Origin of the sequence: Propioniciclava sp., assembly GCF_029977985.1 — a bacterium.
Classification (GTDB): Bacteria; Actinomycetota; Actinomycetes; order Propionibacteriales; family Propionibacteriaceae; genus Propioniciclava.
The window spans coordinates 1-18,719 of the sequence record NZ_JARKOT010000019.1 but is presented as its reverse complement, the minus strand read 5'-3'; the positions used below and the strand labels follow the sequence as shown (position 1 = coordinate 18,719).

Here is an 18,719-nt window from a genome sequence, read left to right as displayed (position 1 = left end):
ACCCCGTCGGCGACGATCACCTGCGTCAGCGGCACGTCGAACTAGCGGGTCACGATGGCTGCGGCCGCCCCCGCCTCAGCCGCACCGGCCAGGAAGTCGTGGCCGTCGACGCGCTCGCCCGGCAGGGCGACGAACAACTCCCCGCGGGAGGCTTGTCGCGAGTAGATGACGACATCGGGCCCCACGAGCGCGCCCGCCGGCGCGTCAGCACCCGCCAGCCGGCCCTCCGTGGCCCCGGCCAGCTCCACCAGCGTGATCGGTTCCACCGCGCTACTCCTCCCCCAGTTCGCGGACCACCGCGACGTCGTCGAAGGGCGAGACCACCCCGCCGATGTCCTGGCCCGTCTCGTGGCCCTTACCGAGCACCGCCACCCAGTCTCCCGCGACGGCCGTGCGCAGCGCCAGGGCGATGGCCGACCGGCGGTCGCCGCCGTCGATCACCTCAGCGCCGTGCCCCCGTGCCCCGGCCAGCACGGCGGCGCGGATCGCGGCCGGTTCCTCGCTGCGCGGGTTGTCGTCGGTCACGATGACCAGATCGGACGCCGCCGCTGCGGCCTCGCCCATGGGGCCGCGCTTGCTGGGGTCGCGGTCGCCACCGGCGCCGAGGACGGCGATGCGGCGTCCGGTGCGCGGTAGAGCACCGAGCGCCGAGGCGACCGCCTGGGGCGTGTGCGCGAAGTCCACGACGACGTGCGGACGCCCCGGGCCAAGGTCGACGCGCTGCATGCGCCCTGGAACGTGCGCCGCCGCCAGGCCGGCGGCGGCGGCGTCCACGTCGAGACCGGCGGCGCCAACCATGGCGAGGGCCGTGACGGCGTTCGCCACGTTGAACACGCCGAGCATGGACAGGCCGAAGCGGGTGGTTCCGCCCGGGTGGGCAAGCCGGACCTCCCAGCCTCCGTCAGGGCGTGGCGAGGCGGTCTCGGCGCGGTAGTCGGCGCCGGACGCCTGCGTGGTGGTGAGGGTGGCGCGGCCGTCGTCACGGACCGCGGCGGCCAGCCGGGCTCCCCACGGGTCAGCGGTGTTGACCACGGCGTGCCGCGTGCGACCCTCGGTGAAGAGCTTCGCCTTGGCCGCGAAGTAGGCATCCATCGTGTGGTGGTACTCGAGGTGGTCCTGGCCGAGCATGGTGAAGCCGGCGGCGGTGAAGCCGACGGCGTCCACCCGGGCCAGGTCGAGCGCGTGGCTGCTGACCTCCATGGCGAGCGTGTCGGAGCCGGCGGCGACCATGCGGGCGAGCAGCGCCTGCAGGTCGGGCGACTCGGGGGTGGTGATGGTGGTGCGGGGTGCCTCGAGGAAGCGGCCGTCGACCCGGAACCCGATCGTGCCGATGGTCGCCACCCGTCGGCGCAGGGCGGCGAGCGCCGCCTCTAGGAGGAAGACGGTGGAGGTCTTGCCGTTGGTGCCGGTGACGGCGAAGGCCTCCAGGTGGTCGGCCGGGTGGCCGTGGACGGCGGCGGCCAGGGGGGCCATGGCTGTCCGGGGATCGGCGACGACCGCCACCGGCAGACCCGAATCTGCCGCCAGGGCGGCGCCGGCCGCGTCCGTGAGCAGGACGATCGCCCCGGCACGGGCGGCGTCCGCAGCGAAGCGGGCGCCATGCGTGCGGGCTCCCGGCAGGCCGACGTAGAGATCTCCGGGGCGGACGCGGCGCGAGTCGAGACAGACCCCCGTCACGACGCCGGACGCCCCCGGTACCAGCGACGCGAGGGGGACCCCGTGCGTCACCGACCCGCTTCCGACGGGGTCGGCGACGGGGCAGGGGCGGCGGTCTCCTCAGGCTTCGCCGGATCGCTCGGCGCGGGCGTCGGCGAGCCGCCCACCTCCAGCGGCAGCTGCTCGGTGGGCACATCGGACTGGGCCTGGACGCCGTAGCGCGGCAGGGCGAGCGCCATGACGTCGCGGTACACCGGGCCGGCCATACCCAGCCCCGCACCCATGGTGTCCGGGCGGGCGATGAGCACGTAGGTGAGGACCTTCGGGTCCTCGATGGGGCCGACGCCGACGATCGAGGCAACCTGACTGCCGGCGTAGCCGGTGTCGCCGGCGATGCGCGCCGAGCCGGTCTTGGCGCCGGTGCGGTAGCCGGCGACACCGATCTGTTCCATGTTGTGGATCGTGCGTTGCTCCATCATGCCGAGCATCTCTTCCGAGGCCTCGGCCGAGATGACCCGGCGCGTCTCCGGCGTCGCGGCGGGGGTGAACACGCCGCTCGGGTCCGTGGTCCCGGCGACGATGCTGGGCGCCGTGTAGACCCCACCGTTGGCGATCGCAGCGACGGCGGTCGCCATCTGGACGGGCGAGACGGAGATGCCGTAGCCGAACGCCATCGAGTCGGCCTGATAGGCGGGCATGTGCTCGGCAGGCACGCTGCCGCTGGACTCGCCGGGCAGCCCGAGATTGGTCTTCGAGCCGAGGCCGAAGTTCAGCATGTACTGGCGCAGGACGTCGCGGTCCATGGTCCGGGCGGCCGTGATGGCGCCCACATTGGAGCTGTTGACGAGGATGCCCCGGGTGGTGATGTCCATGGCGCCGTGGTTGAACGCGTCGCTGACCTCGTGGTCGCCGACCTTGACCGTCTTGCCGATGGCGTAGGTCGTGTCGGGCGTCGTCAAGCCGGCGTCGAGCAGCGCGGACAGCGTGAGCAGCTTCTGCACCGATCCGGGCTCGACGGCCACCTCGACGGCGCGGTTGCCCATGTCGGACGCCTGCCCTGAGCCTGGGTTGTTGCTGTCGAAGCTCGGATAGTTGGCCATGGCGAGCAACTGCCCGGTCTCGATGTCCATGACCAGAGCCACGCCCCACAGTCCGCCGACCTCGTCGACGCGCTGGGCGAGGCGCTTCTCGACCATCCACTGCAGGTCGGAGTCGAGCGTGAGCTGAATGTCGTCGCCGTCCACCGCAGGGGTCAACACCTGGTTGGCCAGCGGGATCTTGCCGTTGGGGGACGTCATGAACTGGTCGCGGCCCTTGATGCCGGCCAGCTCGGTCTCGCGGCTGTACTCGATCCCCATGAGGCCCTTGCCCTCGGACATCGACCCGATCACGTTCGAGGCCACCGTGCCCATCGGGTAGATGCGCCGAGGGCTCGATTCACGGAAGACGCCGACGTAGTTTCCGTCGTTGAGTTCGGCGTTCAGCTTGACCCACGCCGAGGAGGGGATCTGCCGCGCGAGCTGGGCGTACCGCAACGGCACCTCTTCACCCTTGCTGTTCGTCGTCGTCGTGGAGCGCAGCTTGTGCTCGATCTCGGCGGCGTCCCCACCGGTGTGGCGGGCGATGATGGCGGCCATCTCGGTGGGTGCCACGGCGGCCTTCTGCCGGTCGGACTCGCGCATCGCCTCCGGCTCCTTGCCGTTCGATGCGATCATCGTCGGGTCGGCGATCACATTCACGGTGGCTTCGGTGAGCGCCAGCACTCGGCCGTTGCGATCGGTGATCTCGCCGCGCTGGGCGGGGAGATCGCGGGCAACCGTCATCCGGTCGGCCGCCTCCTTGGCCATGGCCTCTGCGCTCAGCACCTGGATCTGGATGGCCCGCGCCCCCACCACCGAGAAGAGGACGGCGACCGCGATCACGAGGATGCGCAGCCGGAACGCCGACGACGCCAGCGGGACGCGACCCGGACGCCGGCGCGCGGAATCGCGCCCTCGGGGCTGGGGGCGGTTGCTCACGGGTTGGCCTCCTGGGTGGTTGCTTGCGTGGTCTGCGTGCCGGCGGCGGTTCCAGTGTCGGGCTGATTGGTCGTGGCAGCCGTGCTCTCGCCCGGCGTGCCGGGTTCCTCTGTGCCGGGTTGGGCGGCGCTCGGTGCCGCGTCCAGACCCTCGGTGGGCTGCGGGGAAGGCTCCGGCCGCACGAGCAGGCCGGGCAGTTCGTTGCCGGTGACCGGCGTTGCGTCGCCGGCGACCGTGCCGGTGCGGAGGTCGACGAAGACGCCGTGTGGGTTCGGCACCATGCCGAGCTCGGTGGCGCGCCGGGCCAGTTCGCCGGGCGATTCGGCGGCGTAGGTCTGCGACTGGAGGTCGGAGAGGATGTAACTCAGCTCGGCCGCCTGGCGCTGCGCGCTGCGCACCTCGAACGCCTGGTTCTGCAGCGTGGTGTTGAGCAGCAGCAGCCCGATGGTGCCGAGACCGAGCAGGACGACCATGAGGACGCCGAAGGGCACGGCGGCCAGCCGGCGGGTGGGCGTCCGGATGAGCTTCAGCTCGGGGCGGGCCGCGCCGGCGGCCTGGCTGATGCGTCGCGGTGCGTCCTTGAGAGCCTCCCAGGCCGTCATGCGGCCACCTCCTGTCGTCGTTCTGCGGCGCGCAGCCGGGCGGAGGCTGCGCGGGGGTTGTCCAGGGTCTCGGCCGCCTCGGGGCGCTCGGCGCCGCGGGTGAGCAGCCGGAACTTGGCGCGGTGTTCGGGCGGCACGACCGGCAGCCCGCGCGGGGCCGTGTCGGTGGACGCCGCCGCGAACGCCTGCTTGACCAGGCGGTCCTCGAGGCTGTGATAAGCGAGGACCGCGAACCGGCCACCGGGTTCGAGGGCTGCGAGGGCGGCCGGCAGGAGCCCCTCCAGGGCCTCGAGCTCGCGGTTGACCTCGATGCGGAGCGCCTGGAACGTGCGTTTGGCCGGATGGCCGCCGGTGGCCCGGGACGCCGCGGGGATCGCTTGGCTGAGCACCTCGACGAGCTGGGCGCTCGTGGTGAACGGCCGCTCGTCGCGCGCCTCGACGATGCGGCGGGCGATGCGATCGGCGAACCGTTCCTCGCCGTAGGTGCGCAGGACGCGGGCGAGCGCGCGGGCATCGTAGGTGTTCACGATGTCCGCGGCGGTGCGGCCGGACTGCTGGCCCATGCGCATGTCGAGCGGGGCGTCGATCGAGTAGGAGAAGCCCCGGTCGGTGCGATCGATCTGGAGGGACGAGAGGCCGAGGTCGGCGAGAATGGCGCGCACGGCGTCCAGCCCGAGGTCGGCGAGGACCGCGGGCAGTTCGTCGTAGACGGCCTGTACGAGGGTGACGCGGTCGCCGAACCGCTCCAGCCGCTCGGCGGCCACGCCGAGGGCGTCCGGGTCCCGGTCGATGCCGACGAGGGTGGCCTGCGGGCAGGCGTCCAGGAGAGCGATGGCGTGGCCGGCGAGGCCAAGGGTGCAGTCGACGTAGGTGCCGCCACCGGCGAGGGCGGGGGCGAGCAACTCGACGATCCGCCCCGCCATGACGGGGACGTGACCGGCGCGAGCTGCCTGCATCGTTGTCCTTCCCTCTTCCTTCCGGAGAACGGGGTTTCGATCCGGAGGGACCTCCTGCCACCGGGGAAGTGGTGTCAGGGAGTCACCCCGGGTCGAAGCCTCACCCTCCGGCTGTTCCCGGCGTGATGTCGGCGTCCAGCGAGCTGAACTTCTCGTCCTGGGCCGCCTCGTAGGCCTGCCACGCCGCCAGGTCCCACACCTCGACGCGGTTGAACGCGCCGATGACGGCAATCTCCTTGTCGAGCCCGGCGTAGGCCCGCAGCAGCGGCGGGATGGTGACCCGCCCCTGCTTGTCAGGGGTCTCCTCCGAGGCGCCGGCCGCGAAGGAGCGTTGGAAATCGCGGATGTCGCGCAGCGTCGGCGAGTTCGACAGGGCCGCCTGCGCCTGCCGCTCGAACTCCGCGGGGGTGAAGATGGCGAGGCACCGCTCCTGCCCCTTCGCGACGATCAGGCCGTCGGCCAGGTCGTCGCGGAAACGCGCCGGCAGGAAGAAGCGGCCCTTCTCGTCCAGCTTCGGGGTGTGGGTTCCCAGAAACACAAGTCCGCCTCCCTTCTCGCTCCCGGCAGCCCCCCGCGTGCTCCACTTCCCTCCACGATACCCCACATCCCTCCACTCAGACACCCCACGCGGCACCCTTTCGGGGCGTGTCCTCCCCCAATGCCCGGTGTTCTGGCGGTGAGCGCGGTGCGCCCGCCACCGAGGCGTGGCGGCCTGCCTCGCCGAGTGCAGAGGAGCCGCGCCGAACCTCCCGTAAGGTGGGCGCCGTGACGAACACCGCCGCCCGCACCGACGTCCAGGAGGTGACGGAGCTCACCGAACGGCTCCGGACGAACGTGGAGTCGGTCATCGAGGGCAAGCCGGACGCTGTCGAGATGGCCCTCGTCGTCCTGCTGGCGGGCGGGCACCTGCTCATCGAGGACGTCCCCGGCGTCGGCAAGACGATGCTCGCCCGGGCGCTCGCCCGCTCCATCGACTGCACGGCCCGCCGCATCCAGTTCACCGCCGACCTGCTGCCCGGCGACATCACCGGCGTCAGCGTCTACAACCCCCAGAGTCAGGCGTTCGACTTCAAGCCCGGCGGCGTGTTCGCCAACGTCGTCATCGGCGACGAGATCAACCGCGCCTCACCCAAGACCCAGTCGGCGCTGCTCGAGGCGATGGAAGAACACCACGTCTCCGTCGACGGCACCACCCACGCCCTTCCCGAACCGTTCATGGTCTTCGCCACCCAGAACCCCGTCGAAATGCAGGGCACCTACCCCCTGCCCGAAGCCCAGCGTGACCGCTTCATGGCGTGTGTCTCCATGGGCTACCCGGCGCGCGCCGCCGAGGTCGCCATGCTCGACCACCACGGCGTCACCAACCCGCTCACCACGCTGCGCCCCGTCGCCACCGGCGCCAACATCCTCGCCGCCCGCGCCCTCGTGAGCCGCGTCTACGTCCACCCCGCCCTCAAGGACTACGTGGTCGGCATCGTCAGCGCCACCCGCGACGACGACAACCTGCGCCTCGGGGCCTCCCCCCGCGCCTCGCTCCAACTGCTGCGCGCCGCCCGCGCCCGCGCCGCGACCCACGGCCGCGGCTACGTCATCCCCGAGGACGCCTCCCGCCTCGCCGGGCCGGTGCTCGCCCACCGCGTCCTCCTCGGCCACCGCGCCCACCTCGCCCAGTCCTCCGCAGCCGACATCATCGCCCAGCTCGTCGCGGGCGTGCCCGTGCCGCGGCGCACCTGAGGCCGATGCGGATCTGGCCCCGACCCACCACCCGCGCCCTGGGCCTCACCGCCCTGGGCGTGGCGCTGCTCGCCCTCGCGTGGTCGACCGGCCAGCAGGACCTCGTCTGGCCCGGCCTCTTCTGCATCGTCTTGCCCCTGGCCACCCTCGTTCTCGCCTGGGTGACCCGCCCCGCTCTGCGCGCCACCCGCGACCTCGCCCCCGAGGTCACCACCGTCGGCGAGAGCGCCTGGGTGAACCTCGTCGTGCGCGCCGACCGGCCGCTGCCGGGGGCGTCCGTCATCGCCCACGATGAGCCGGGCAGCCTCGTCGGCGTCGCCCACAGCTTCCGGGTGGACGCCGACCGGCGCGGCGTCCGCACCGAGGCGCGCTACGCCGTCCGGCCCCGGCGCCGCGGCCGCTACACCCTCGACGGCCTCACCTACGTGGCCCACGATCCGCTCGAACTGTGGTCGTCCGGGCACCGCGTCGCGGCCCCGGCGTCCCTCGTCGTCACCCCGGCTCTCCACGAACTGCCGCCCGCCCGCCTCGGCGCCGTGGGCGAGATCGGCGAGACGCCGCTCCCCCGCACCGCCATCATCGGGCCCGACGACGCCACCGTCCGCGAATACCACCCCGGGGACGAGGTGCGCCGCATCCACTGGCGCTCCACCGCCCGCACCGGCGAGATCATGGTGCGTCGCGAGGAAGCCGCCTGGGACCCCATGGCGTGGCTCGTCCTCGACAACCGCGCCGCACACCACGCAGCGGTGCGCGGCGAACGGCCCACGTTCGAGTGGCTCGTGAGCGTCACCGCGTCCGTGGGGGTGCGTCTGCTCGGCGACGGCTTCGACGTCGGCCTCGTGGACGCCGACGGTCACGCCAGCCACGCCGCCGGCGACCTCGCCGTCGCCCGGGCCCGCTGGCTCGACCCGCTCGTCGACATCGACGTGACGGACACCCCCGACCTGCGCCGCGCCGCCGCCGACCTCTCCCGCCGCAGCGAGGACCGCCTCCTCGTCGCCATCCTCGCCGCACTCGACGGCCCGACGGCCGAGCTGCTCGCCGGCCTCGACGGCGCCCGCCAGCGGCCCGTCGCGTTCGTCCTCCGCCCGGACGCCGCTGCGCGCACCGCCTTCGACCGCGCGCGCGACCTGCTCGCCGGCCACGGCTGGGACGTCCGCGAGATGGACCCGGACGCCGACCTGGCGGCCGTCTGGCTGGGCGTGCGGGAGGTGCCGGCGTGACCCGCGCCCTCCGCATCCAGCTCGCCCTGTTCGTGGCGCTCGCCGCACAACTCGTCGCTTGGCGGCAGATCACCCGCGACACCGACACGCTGCAGTGGGCCGTCGTCGTGCTCGCCGCCGTCGGGCTGGTCGGCTGGGTCGTGCGCCGGCTGCGCATGCCCGGCCTCGTCGGCGGGCTCGTCCAAGCGGTCGTCGCGTTCGCCGTCGTCGTGGGGGGCGTCGCCCTGCGGTACGGCCCCGACACTGCCCTCGACCCTCTGCGCCTCGGGCGCTCGGGTGCGGACGCCGTCCTCGGCGGCGCCGCCCCGCTGCCGCCGCACCCGGGCGTGATGTTCCTGCTGACCCTCCTCGCCATGCTCGTCGGCCTGTTCACCGACTGGCTGGTGCTCACCCTCGACCGGCCCGCCACCGCAGCCGTCGGCATCTTCACCCTCTACGCCGTCGTGGCCATCGGGCTCGGCAGCGCCATGCTGTTCACCGAGTTCGCCCTCGCGGCCCTCGGAGTGACGATCGTGCTGCTCGCCGCCCACCACGGCGGCTCGACCCGACGCTGGGCCGGGGCGACGGCGTGCGTGGCGGTCGTGACGGCCCTCGCGCTCGCCCTCACCTGGGCAATCGCCCGACAACTGCCCGAGATCAGACCCACCGAGACCCGCGCGCCGCTGCAGATGAGCGACCCCTCGCTCGACCTCAAGCGCAACCTCATCCAGGCGACCGACGACGTCCTGCTCACCTACCGCACCGACCAGCCCAGCGGCACCTACCTCAAGCTGGCCACCCTGCAACGCTTCACCGCCGAAGGGTTCGGCCTGCAGGACGTGCGCGTCGCGAGCGGACGCCTCCCCCCGGCGCCCGGCGTCCAGATCCCGACCACGCCGCGCTCGACGCAGGTGCGCATCGGCGACTTCGGCAGCGAATGGCTGCCCGTGCCGTACGCGCCCATCGAGGTGGAGGCACCCGGCGACTGGGGGTTCGCCGTCGACACCCTCGACGTGATGTCGCTCGCGGAGAACGAGCGGACCAAGGCGACGATCGATCTCGAGTACACCGTCGAGAGCGTCGACGTGCTGCCGAGCGCCGAACAGATCGCAGGGGCGGCGTCCACCGGCGGCCCGGAACGCGAGCGCCAACTCGAGTTACCGCCCCAGTTGCCCTCACGCATCGGTGACCTCGCCGAGGAGATCACCGCGGACGCGCCCACCGCGGGCGCCAAGGCGCAGGCCCTCGAGGACTACCTGACCTCCGACCGGTTCACCTACTCCCTGGCCACGGGCACCGGAGAGGGCGACGGCCTCCGGACCATCGACGACTTCCTCTTCTCGTCGCGGCGCGGCTACTGCGAGCAGTTCGCCGGAGCGATGGCGATCATGGCGCGCACGCTCGGCATCCCCTCGCGGATGGCCGTCGGGTTCGTGCCGGGCGACCAGCAGCCTGACGGCAGTTGGCAGGTCACCGGCCGCAGCCTGCACACGTGGCCGGAGCTGTGGCTCGACGGCCTCGGCTGGGTGGCGTTCGAGCCGACTCCCGCCAGCGGCGTCCCAGGCATCGATCCCGACCCCGAGCCGAGTGCCAGCCCGACAGCGACCGCTTCCGGCACGCCCACGGCGACCGCCGCGCCCTCAGCGACCCCCACCCCGTCACCCGCCCAGAGCGGGCAACCTACCCCGACGCCCGGCAACGCAGCGGCTGGCTGGGTGTGGGTGGTGCTCGGGCTGATCGTGGTGGGTCTGGGCATCGCTGCCGCGTTCGTGACACCGCGGGCTTTGCGGGCCGGACGCCGCCGGCGCCGCCTCGCCGGCACCGGCGATCCCCGCGCCGACACCCTGAGCGCCTGGGAGGAAGTGCGCGAATCGGTGACGGACGCCGGGCTGGACTGGCCGGCGGGCTCTCCTCGCTACGTGGCCGAGCGCCTCGCGGCGCTGGTGGAGGACGAGGCAGCCACCGCGGCCCTGCGCCGCCTCGCGCTGGCCAGCGAGCGGGCGCTGTTCGACGACCCGGCGCAGTACGCCGACCGTGGCACGTGGGTGGACGAGGTAGGTGCAGTCATCGCGGCCCTGGGTCGACGCTGACGACGGGTGTCTGGCGCGTTGGGGCGAACCTGGGGTGACACCGCTGGCCGCAAGGAGCGCGAGAGGGTCGGCTCAGCCTTCGTGGCGGCGGCGCCAGTCGTCCATGCTGCGCCCGAAGGCGTGGGCGGGACCGCTGGACGGGTCTCCGTCGTGGTCGACGTGCTGCCACGCACTGAGGGCGCCGACGGTGGCGCCGAACATGATGACGAAGCCCAGGACGCTGATGAACCAGCCGAACTGCATGCCGGCGACAAGGGCGGCGAGCCCGACGAGGAAGACGACACCGGCGAGGGCGGCACGGCGGCGGTGGAAGGTGCGCCGGTGGGATCCGCGCAACGTGTTGGCGAACTTGGGATCCTCCGCTGCGAGGGCGGCCTCGAGCTGTTCCAAGAGCCGCTGCTCATTTTCGGACAGTGCCATGACGCCTCCCTCCTTGGTGGTCATACCAGTGTAGGCCGCGCACGATTCAAACGGAACTGCCCTTTGGGGTCAACAGACCTCAGCGCTGACGGGTGAGGGTCGCCCGCGAGACGGCGTGCGGGCCGAAGCGGGCGATGACCGCATCGGCCGCGCGTTCGGCGTCCGGCCACCCGTGTTCGGGCTCGTCAAGGGCGGGTTGGCGAGGGGCGAGGTCGGCATCCAGCAGGCCCTCGACGCGCACCCCGACCCGCCTGATGCGCGGCCGCTCGAGGCGGAAAGCGGTGAGCAGTTGGAGGGCGGCGGCGTGGATGGCGGCGGTGCCGTCGGTGGGGGCGCGCAGCGTGAGTGACTTCTGGGTGGTGCGGAAGTCGGCGAAGCGGAGCGTGAGGGTGACCGTGCGGCCGACGACGCGCGCCCGGCGCATGCGCGAGGCGACCCGGGCGCTGACGCGCAGGATCTCGGTGGCGATGTGGTCGAGATCGTCGGTGTCGCGGTCGAAGGTCTCCTGATTGCCGACGCTGCGTTCGCCGGCGGTGGCGGTGACGCGGCGCCCGTCGATGCCCCAGGCGAGCTCCCAGAGTTCGCCACCCGCGCGGGCCCCGAGTGCGCGTTGGAGGGTGGACTTCGGCGTGTGGGCGACCGCGCCGATGGTGTGCAGGCCGAGCTTGTGCAGGGCGCCCGCCGTGGCGGGGCCGACTCCCCAGATCTTCTCGACCGCCTGGGGGTGCAGGAAGGCGACCACCTCGCCCGGGTGGACCTGGACGAGCCCGTTGGGCTTCGCGGCGTTGGAGGCCATCTTCGCGATGAGCTTCGTGGGCGCGATGCCCACCGAGCAGGGCACGTGCTGCTCGTCGGCCACGAGGGCGCGGATGAGTTCTCCCACCTCGGCCGGCTCGCCGAGGAGGCGGCGGGTGCCCGTGAGGTCGAGGAACGCCTCGTCGAGCGACACCTTCTCGACCGTGGGCGTGATCGACGAGAAGATCGCGAAGACACCCTCGGAGACGGCCTCGTAGGCGTCGTAGTCGGGACGGATGGCGACGGCGTCCGGGCACAGCCGGCGCGCCCGCGTGGACGACATGCCGCCCTCTACCCCGTAGGCCCGCGCCTCGTAGGACGCCGACAGCACCACCCCGCGCGTGGCGCCGCCCACCCACACCGGACGCCCCCGCAACTCGGGGCGTTCGCGGAGGGCGACCTCGACATAGAAGGCGTCCATGTCGACGTGGGCGATGACGGGCACGGCGCACCCCCTCTGATTCGAACGTGTTTACCAATCTTAGGGTAGCGGTCGCCTCCGACACAACAGCGCCCAGAGGCCTCCGGGGGTGTGCGCCGCCCGGTTGGCGCGTCGCCCCATGGGTGGCCCGCCCCGTTGATGCACGTCCCACTGGTGCGCCCTCCCACTGGTGCGCCGTCCCACTGGTGCGCCTCGAGGGTTGTGATCGCCCGCCCGTGTGCAGGTGCGTGCTGCGAAACGCGCGCCCCAGCACCGGTTGTGCAACACGCGACTGCACACAGGTGCTCTGCTCCGCCGCCTCGGCAGGACAAGAGTCACTGGGCGCAACAGGCCGCCTCGGCCGACACGCCTGACCCTCGGCGCTCAGCGACCCGACGACCCCGGGCTGGAATGCCACAGCTTCCGCCCGGGGTCGGCGTACCGCTTGGGAATCTGCTTGGGCGACTCCCCCGCCGGCGCGATGTCGGTGTAGGGCGACTGCACGAAACCACTCGGATGGATCAGCACCCGCCGCTGCCCCATCCCGCCCGCCGCGCCGGCATGCTCGGTGTCCGCGCGTGGCTGGTCGGCCCAGGGCCGGTCCTCGGACTTGGCGTTCCAGTCGCCCGTCGAACGGACGCGGTCGCGCTCGACGTTGGCCGCCGCCTGCTCGGCAAGCGAGGCTTCGATGACCGCCCGCACTGCCGCGACGGCGGCGTCCGGGTCGCCTGACGCCTCGAAGGTCGACTCCCACAGATGACGTAGGTGCAGCAGATCCCACGCGCCGAGCGCCCGCAACGAGACCCCTCGCGGGCCGGTGCGCCGCAACTCCCCCAGCCCGATGACGAGCCAACTGTTGAACACGGTCGTCGCGAAGGCGCCCTGCGCATCTTCGAAGAACGTCAGGTCGACCGGGCCTGTTGTGTCGTCGAGGGTGAGGAAGATGACCCGCCGCCCCGACTTCACCGGCGGCGTCTGCGTGGCCACCTTGACCCCCGCCACCAGCAGACGGCTCTGGCTACGGCGTTTGAGCAGCTGATCGGACCACGTGACGCCGAGCGCATCCAGGAACTCCCGGTGCTCGGCGAGCACGTGCCGCGCCGCGTCCAGTCCGAGCACCGCCAGCTCGGCCTCCATCCGTTCGGACGCCGTCATCTCCGGCAGCCCGGACGGCCGCACGTCACCCGGGCCTCCGCTGGCTGAGGGTGTTTCCCCGGTATCGACAAGCTCGACCAGCGGGGGCGGCTCGACCAGCGGGGGCGTGAAGTCGAACGCCACCTGGACGGCCTGGTCGGACGTGGCGCCCTGGCTACCCAGACCGCGCGCCCGGCCGTGGGCGCGGGCATCCACGCGATCGGCGCGAGCGAGGTCGGCGAGGGTGAGGAGCAGATCGCGCCGGGTCGCCACCCCCCGGACACCCACAGCCCGCGGGGCGCCGATGCCGTACAGGGAGTCGAACGCCCCGGCGAGGACGAGGTGCTCGGCCACATCGGAGCTCGGGTGAGCCCGCTGCCAGAAGTCGACCAGCCCCGTGTACGGCCGGCCCGCCGAGATGCGTTCGATCTCGGCGTCCGTGATGCCTTTGACGTCGGCGAACGCCAACCGGACGCCGAGCGGGGCTGCGTCCCCCTCGACACGCTCGATGCGATAGGCCGCGTCGGACGCGTTGACGTCGAGCGGCAGGATCGGGACACCGACGCGCCGTGCCTCCTCGAGGATCAGCCGCTTCGGGTACATGCCCGGATCGTGGGTGAGCAGACCGGCGAGGAACGCGGCCGGGTGGTACCACTTCAGCCACGCCGACTGGTAGGTGGGCAGGGCGAACGCGGCCGCGTGCGCCTTGCAGAACCCGAACGACGCGAACGAGACGAGCACCTCCCACACGTGCCCGATGAGCGCCTCGTCGTAGCCGCGCCTGCGGGCGGCAGGGAAGAACCAGCGGCGCACGTCTTCCTGCCCCTGTGGGGAGCCGAGCGCCCGGCGCGCTTCGTCGCCGTAGGCGAGTGAACAGCCGGTCATGACGGCGACGATCTTGATCACCTGCTCGTGGAACACCACGACGCCCTGGGTCTCGGCGAGCGCCGGCACCAGGTCGGGGTGCAGGTAGGAGGCCTCGTTCCAGCCGTTCCGGGCGCGCAGGAACGGCACCACCATGTCGGACTTCACCGGCCCCGGCCGGAACAGCGAGATGTCGATGACAAGGTCGTTGAACTCGCGCGGCCCGAACTTGCCGACGAGCTCGCGCTGGCCGGGCGACTCGATCTGGAAGCAGCCGATGGTCTCGGCGCGGCCGATCATGGCGTACACGTCGGCGTCCTCGTACGGCGCGAGCGCGTCGACGTCGACGCGCTCGCCCGTGACCCGCTCGACCTCGTCGATGGCGTGCGCCATGGCGCTCTGCATGCGGATGCCGAGGATATCGAGCTTGAGCAGGCCGAGGTCCTCCACATCGTCCTTGTCGAACTGGCTCATCGCATAACCACCGAAGGACGCCTCGAGGGGCGTCCGGTCGCCGAGCGTCGCGTCGGAGAGGATCACGCCACACGGGTGCAGCGCCAGGTGCCGCGGTAACCCGTCGAGCGACTCCACCAGCGTGAACAGCGTCTCCAGCTGGGTATCGCCGAACTTGAGCCGCCGCAGTTCGGGCAACTCGCGCAGGGCGTGCCGCACGTCGCGGGCGCGGATGTGCGGGAACGCCTTCGCGAGCGCGTCCACGTCGCCGGGCGGCAGGCTCATCGCCGCTCCCACGTCGCGGATCGCGTGCCGGACCCGGTAGGTCTCGATCATCGCGACCGCCGCCACCTTGTCGGCGCCGAAGTCGGCGAACACCCGGTCGTACACCTCGAGGCGGCGCGCCGACTCCACGTCGATGTCCACGTCGGGAAGCGCTCGCCGCAGCGGCGACAGGAACCGCTCCATGATGAGGTCGTAGCGCACCGGGTCGACCCCCGAGATGCCGAGGCAGTAGTTGACCAGGCTGCCCGCCCCCGACCCGCGTGCCGCGACCCGGATGCCCATCTGCTTCACCGTGTCGACCACCTGAGCCACCGCGAGGAAATAGGCGGCGAACCCCAGCTGCTCGATGACGGCCAGCTCGTCGGCCAGCCGGTCGACGACGGACGGCTCCGGTGCGCCGTAGCGGTCGGACAGCCCCGCCTCGCAGCGAGCGCGCAACTCGCCGATGCCGCCGGCGAACTCGGGCAGGTGGATCTCGCCCAGGCCGATGTCGGCTCGCGGGTCGAGGCGGCAGCGCAGCGCGAGGTGGCGGGTGTCGCCGAACAGGCGGGCGGCGTCCGGCCGGCCGGCGAGGCGGGCCACCTCCTCGGCGGTACCGATCAGGTCCTTGCCCGACTTGAGGTAGCCCTCCGCGTTGCGCCGGTCGACGTTGCGCACGTCGAGCGGCACGAGGCGCCGGGCGGCGTCGAGCACGTCGGCGGTCGGGGCGTCCGTGCGCCGCGCCATCCGGACGCCGTTCGTGAGCACCCCGGCCAACCCGTGGGCGTCGGCGAACGCGAGCATGCGCCCGGCGAGCCGCGCCGAGTTCAACCCGGCGCCCGCCACATGGTGGTTCGTGACACCGACGACGAGTTGGTGGTCGGCGAGCACCCCGCGCCAGGCCGCCAGCACCTCCTCGGCGCGGGCGTCGTCGCGCGCCGCGACCGCCTCGCCCAGGTCGGAGTCGGGGCCGAGCACGACCACGAGGTCGTCGGCGTGCTCCCCCATGAGCGAGCGCGTGGTGACCGGCCGCCCGCGCTCGCCCCGCGCGTGCGTGGCGGTGACGAGGCGGCACAGCGACGCCCAGCCTCGCCGCGACTCGGCGAGCACGACCGCGCGCGGCAGCGCCTCTCCCCCGCGCGTCCAGCCGGCGGCGGGCAGGCGGCGGCCGTCGCGCTCGACGGCCAGGTCGGCCCCCACGATCGGCGCGATGCCCGCCGCCAGGCAGGCCTTCGCGAACCGGGCGGCGCCGTAGAGGCCGTCGCGGTCGGTGAGCGCGAGGGTGTCCATGTCGTGGCCGGCGGCCTCGGCGACGAGCGCCGAGGGGTGCGACGCGCCGTACTGCAACGAGTAGCCCGACGCGACCCGCAGGTGGACGAACGGGTCACCCACCGCGGCCACCGCCCCCGCGGTACCACGCCGCCGCCTCGGCGAACGCGTAGGCGTCGCGCACCAGATCGTCCGCTTCCCGCGTGCTCACGATGCCGACCGCCCCCGCCGCCACCGCCTGCCGCTTGAGCTCCAGCCCCGCGAACCAGGCCGCCCACTCGGCCAGCTCGGGCGCGACCGCCGCGACGACCTGCCAGACGCTGCGGCGTCCGGACAGGCGGGGACGCCGCACCGCCAGCACCACCGCCGCCACCCGCAGCGCGGCGGCGTGCGCCGCGAGGTAGCGCTCGGCCGGGCGTTCGGCGTCCGTCGCCTGCGCCAGGGCGGCAGCGACGTCGTCGGCGGCGTCCGCCAACACCTCGACCGGGTACTGCACCGCCTCGGACATCAGTCAACCACCGCCCGAAGCAGCCACGCGTCGCCCGCCACCGGGTGCGCCAGCTCGTAGACGCCGGGCGACGCCCAGGCGCCCGGCGCGGCCACGACCCGCCACACCTCCGACTCGTCGAGCAGATCACCCTTCCGCTCACCGCGGGGCGACCACCAGTCGGCCGTCTCCTTCCACCGCGTCTCGACCGACATCACCCGCCAGAGCCGCCGCCGCCACAGGAACTGAACCGGCGCGAGCTCGCCGCCCACCTCGCCCGACCGCACCTCGATCGGCTCGTCGTACCGCCGCATGACCACTCCCGCGAGACTCCATTCGAACTGATGTTCGAGGAGTCACCACTATACGAGCCTCCTCCGACCGTCCGTCAAGAGCGGTGGCTGTAGACCTCTCCGGCCCGCGGCTCCCCCAGCAGCTGCGAAACCGTGACGAGGGTGAAGCCGCGCTCGCGCAGACCCGCCACGATGCGCGGAACCGCGGCGACGGTCGGCGCGTGGATGTCGTGCAGCAGCACGATCGACCCGCGCTTCGCCCCGGACAACGCCGCCGCGACCGTCGCCTCCGTGTCGCGCGTCTTCCCGTCGAGCGTGTCCACGTCCCACAGCACCACGGGCAGCCCAGCGACCGCATCGGTGGTCGCAGTGCGGGAGCCGTAGGGCGGCCGGAACAGCGTGGCCCGGGCGCCGGCGGCCTCGATCGCTGCGGCTGCCCGCTCGATCTCGCGCCGCTGCGCGGCGGCGGGGAGCTTCGTGAGCTGCTTGTGGTCCCAGGTGTGGTTGCCGATCTCGTGCCCTTCGGCCGCCATGCGCGCGACCACCGCCGGCTGCCGTTCCACGTTCTGCCCCAGAAGGAACGTCGCCGGCGCGTGCACCTCGGCCAGAGCGTCGAGCAGCCGACTGGTGTCTCGGCCCGGCCCGTCGTCGAAGGTGAGCGCCACGCACTTCTCCTGGGCACAGTCCACGCTGCCCCCTTCGCCCGCCCCGGCCGACCCGGACGCCGCAGGTGCGGCCGGCTCGGCGCTCGCCGCGGGTGACGGCGTGACGGACGACGGCGTGACGGGCGACGGCGGAGCCGTCGGTCCGGCCTGCGCGAACGCCGCGCGGACGAGGCGTCCGGCGTCGGTGAGGAACGGGTCGGCGTCCCGGGCCGGGACGACCGCGTCGACCGTGCCCTCGCTGAACGCCAGCAGGACGCCGTCGCCGACCCGGACGACGAGGTCGCCGGCCGTGGTGAAGGTGAGGTCGTCGAGAAGGCGGGTCCGGACGGCGTCCGGGACGTCGGTCGCATCCACGGTGTGCCCGCTCGTGGCCAGCGCGCGCACCACGGCCGCGGCCAGCGCGGGCAGGTCCTCCGGCGTCACGAGATCCCGCCCACGCCACAGAGCGCCGGTGGCGCGGTCGGCGTAGAGCGTCTCGGACGAGGCCGCCCCACTCGCGCCCGCGAACTCGTACACCTCGCTCCGCACGCCGATCACCGCGCCGGGGGCGTCCACCACCGTCGACCAACCGGCGTGCAGTTCGGGAGGCGCCACGTCGTTCGGGGCGTAGTCGGCGAGGAAGCCCTCCTCGCGCGTTGAGGTCGGCTCGGATCGCCTCACCGAGACCGGGGGGCGTCCGGGAGTTCGGGCCAGGCCAGGAAGACAGGCTGGGCGGGGTCGTTGCGGACCTCCTGCCCCGAACCCGCCTGTGGAAAGGACGACGGGGTGGCGGCCGGAGTAGGCGCGGGCGCGCACGCGGCGAGCAGGAGGGACAGGAGCAGGGGCAGGGCGAAGAAGGGTCGAACGGGGAGGGACACAACAAATGAGCGTACTCAGCAAGCCGCCACGTGGCCTCATCCCTCAGCCGTGTTCGTACGCGACCCCGGGCTGATCCCGGCCGCGCAGCAGGTGGGAGACGGTCACCAGGGTCAGCCCCTTGGCCTGCAGTGCCGCCACGACCCGCGGCACCGCCTCGGCGCTGGGCGCGTGGATGTCGTGCATGAGCACGATCGCGTTGCGATGCACGCCGCACTGGGCGATGCGCACGGTGGTGTCGGCGTTGCGGGTCTTCCAGTCGAGGGTGTCGACGTTCCACAGGATCAGCGGCAACCCCACGACCTGCCTGGTCGTCGCATCGTAGGCCCCGTACGACGGCCGGAACACCGTCGCCCTCGCCCCGGCCGCGGCGATCGCAGCCGACGTGCGATCGAGTTGCCTGCGCTGCTCGGCCGCACTCAGCGTCGGTAGCTTCGGATGGTCCCACGTGTGGTTGCCCACCTCGTTGCCCTGGGCTGCCATCCGGGCCACGGTCGCGGCCCGCTTGTGCACGTTCTGCCCGACGAGGAAGAACGTC

General features: G+C 72.9%; 16 protein-coding genes. 3 read left to right on the top strand and 13 right to left on the bottom strand.

The window, feature by feature from the left end; genetic code table 11:
* Window positions 1–41 precede the first annotated feature (41 nt).
* The 6 genes from Q1K57_RS01850 to mraZ form a co-directional block, all read right to left on the bottom strand.
* Window positions 42–266, bottom strand: a complete 225-nt coding sequence (locus tag Q1K57_RS01850) for a Mur ligase domain-containing protein (protein ID WP_300078369.1) — start codon at window positions 264–266, stop codon at window positions 42–44.
* Window positions 267–270: 4 nt separating this feature from the next.
* Window positions 271–1,728 carry a UDP-N-acetylmuramoyl-L-alanyl-D-glutamate--2,6-diaminopimelate ligase gene (locus tag Q1K57_RS01845; protein ID WP_300078366.1) on the bottom strand — a complete coding sequence of 486 codons (1,458 nt, stop codon included), beginning with the start codon at window positions 1,726–1,728 and terminating at the stop codon, window positions 271–273.
* On the bottom strand, window positions 1,725–3,674 hold the full coding sequence (locus Q1K57_RS01840; RefSeq protein ID WP_300078363.1) for a penicillin-binding protein 2: 1,950 nt from the start codon (window positions 3,672–3,674) through the stop codon (window positions 1,725–1,727). The genes Q1K57_RS01845 and Q1K57_RS01840 overlap by 4 nt, the downstream gene beginning before the upstream one ends.
* A complete protein-coding gene (locus tag Q1K57_RS01835) occupies window positions 3,671–4,276 on the bottom strand; it encodes a hypothetical protein (RefSeq protein WP_300078360.1) in 606 nt (201 codons plus the stop codon). Before Q1K57_RS01835 ends, Q1K57_RS01840 begins: the two co-directional genes overlap by 4 nt.
* Entirely contained in the window at window positions 4,273–5,232 is a 960-nt protein-coding gene (gene rsmH / locus Q1K57_RS01830) for a 16S rRNA (cytosine(1402)-N(4))-methyltransferase RsmH (protein WP_300078358.1), read from the bottom strand. The genes Q1K57_RS01835 and rsmH overlap by 4 nt, the downstream gene beginning before the upstream one ends.
* A 100-nt stretch (window positions 5,233–5,332) precedes the next feature.
* Window positions 5,333–5,770: a division/cell wall cluster transcriptional repressor MraZ gene (gene mraZ, locus Q1K57_RS01825; RefSeq protein WP_300078356.1), complete on the bottom strand. Its 438-nt coding sequence runs from the start codon at window positions 5,768–5,770 to the stop codon at window positions 5,333–5,335.
* 227 nt (window positions 5,771–5,997) lie between these two features.
* Between mraZ and Q1K57_RS01820 the strand changes: the two genes are divergently transcribed.
* Genes Q1K57_RS01820 through Q1K57_RS01810 form a run of 3 tightly spaced genes read left to right on the top strand, consistent with a single transcriptional unit; the run spans window position 5,998 to window position 10,261 of the window.
* Entirely contained in the window at window positions 5,998–6,966 is a 969-nt protein-coding gene (locus Q1K57_RS01820; RefSeq protein ID WP_300078354.1) for a MoxR family ATPase, read from the top strand.
* A 5-nt stretch (window positions 6,967–6,971) separates the two neighbouring features.
* Window positions 6,972–8,192, top strand: a complete 1,221-nt coding sequence (locus Q1K57_RS01815; protein WP_300078351.1) for a DUF58 domain-containing protein — start codon at window positions 6,972–6,974, stop codon at window positions 8,190–8,192.
* Window positions 8,189–10,261 carry a transglutaminaseTgpA domain-containing protein gene (locus tag Q1K57_RS01810; protein ID WP_300078348.1) on the top strand — a complete coding sequence of 691 codons (2,073 nt, stop codon included), beginning with the start codon at window positions 8,189–8,191 and terminating at the stop codon, window positions 10,259–10,261. The genes Q1K57_RS01815 and Q1K57_RS01810 overlap by 4 nt, the downstream gene beginning before the upstream one ends.
* 72 nt (window positions 10,262–10,333) lie before the next feature.
* Here Q1K57_RS01810 and Q1K57_RS01805 read toward each other — a convergent pair whose 3' ends face one another.
* The 7 genes from Q1K57_RS01805 to Q1K57_RS01775 form a co-directional block, all read right to left on the bottom strand.
* Window positions 10,334–10,681, bottom strand: a complete 348-nt coding sequence (locus Q1K57_RS01805) for a DUF3040 domain-containing protein (protein WP_300078345.1) — start codon at window positions 10,679–10,681, stop codon at window positions 10,334–10,336.
* 79 nt (window positions 10,682–10,760) lie between these two features.
* Window positions 10,761–11,921, bottom strand: a complete 1,161-nt coding sequence (dinB, locus tag Q1K57_RS01800; protein ID WP_300078342.1) for a DNA polymerase IV — start codon at window positions 11,919–11,921, stop codon at window positions 10,761–10,763.
* 360 nt (window positions 11,922–12,281) lie between these two features.
* Window positions 12,282–16,004 (bottom strand): DNA polymerase III subunit alpha, encoded by a 3,723-nt coding sequence (dnaE, locus tag Q1K57_RS01795; RefSeq protein ID WP_300078339.1) that lies wholly within the window; start codon window positions 16,002–16,004, stop codon window positions 12,282–12,284.
* A complete protein-coding gene (locus Q1K57_RS01790) occupies window positions 15,997–16,389 on the bottom strand; it encodes an SAV_6107 family HEPN domain-containing protein (RefSeq protein ID WP_300078336.1) in 393 nt (130 codons plus the stop codon). The genes dnaE and Q1K57_RS01790 overlap by 8 nt, the downstream gene beginning before the upstream one ends.
* Window positions 16,389–16,682: a DUF6504 family protein gene (locus Q1K57_RS01785; RefSeq protein ID WP_300078333.1), complete on the bottom strand. Its 294-nt coding sequence runs from the start codon at window positions 16,680–16,682 to the stop codon at window positions 16,389–16,391. Before Q1K57_RS01785 ends, Q1K57_RS01790 begins: the two co-directional genes overlap by 1 nt.
* 74 nt (window positions 16,683–16,756) lie before the next feature.
* Complete coding sequence (locus Q1K57_RS01780; protein ID WP_300078330.1) at window positions 16,757–17,986, bottom strand: polysaccharide deacetylase family protein; 1,230 nt, start codon at window positions 17,984–17,986, stop codon at window positions 16,757–16,759.
* Between the two features lie 240 nt (window positions 17,987–18,226).
* Window positions 18,227–18,719, bottom strand: a 493-nt coding sequence (locus Q1K57_RS01775; RefSeq protein ID WP_300078327.1) for a polysaccharide deacetylase family protein, incomplete at its 5' end; no start/stop codon positions are given.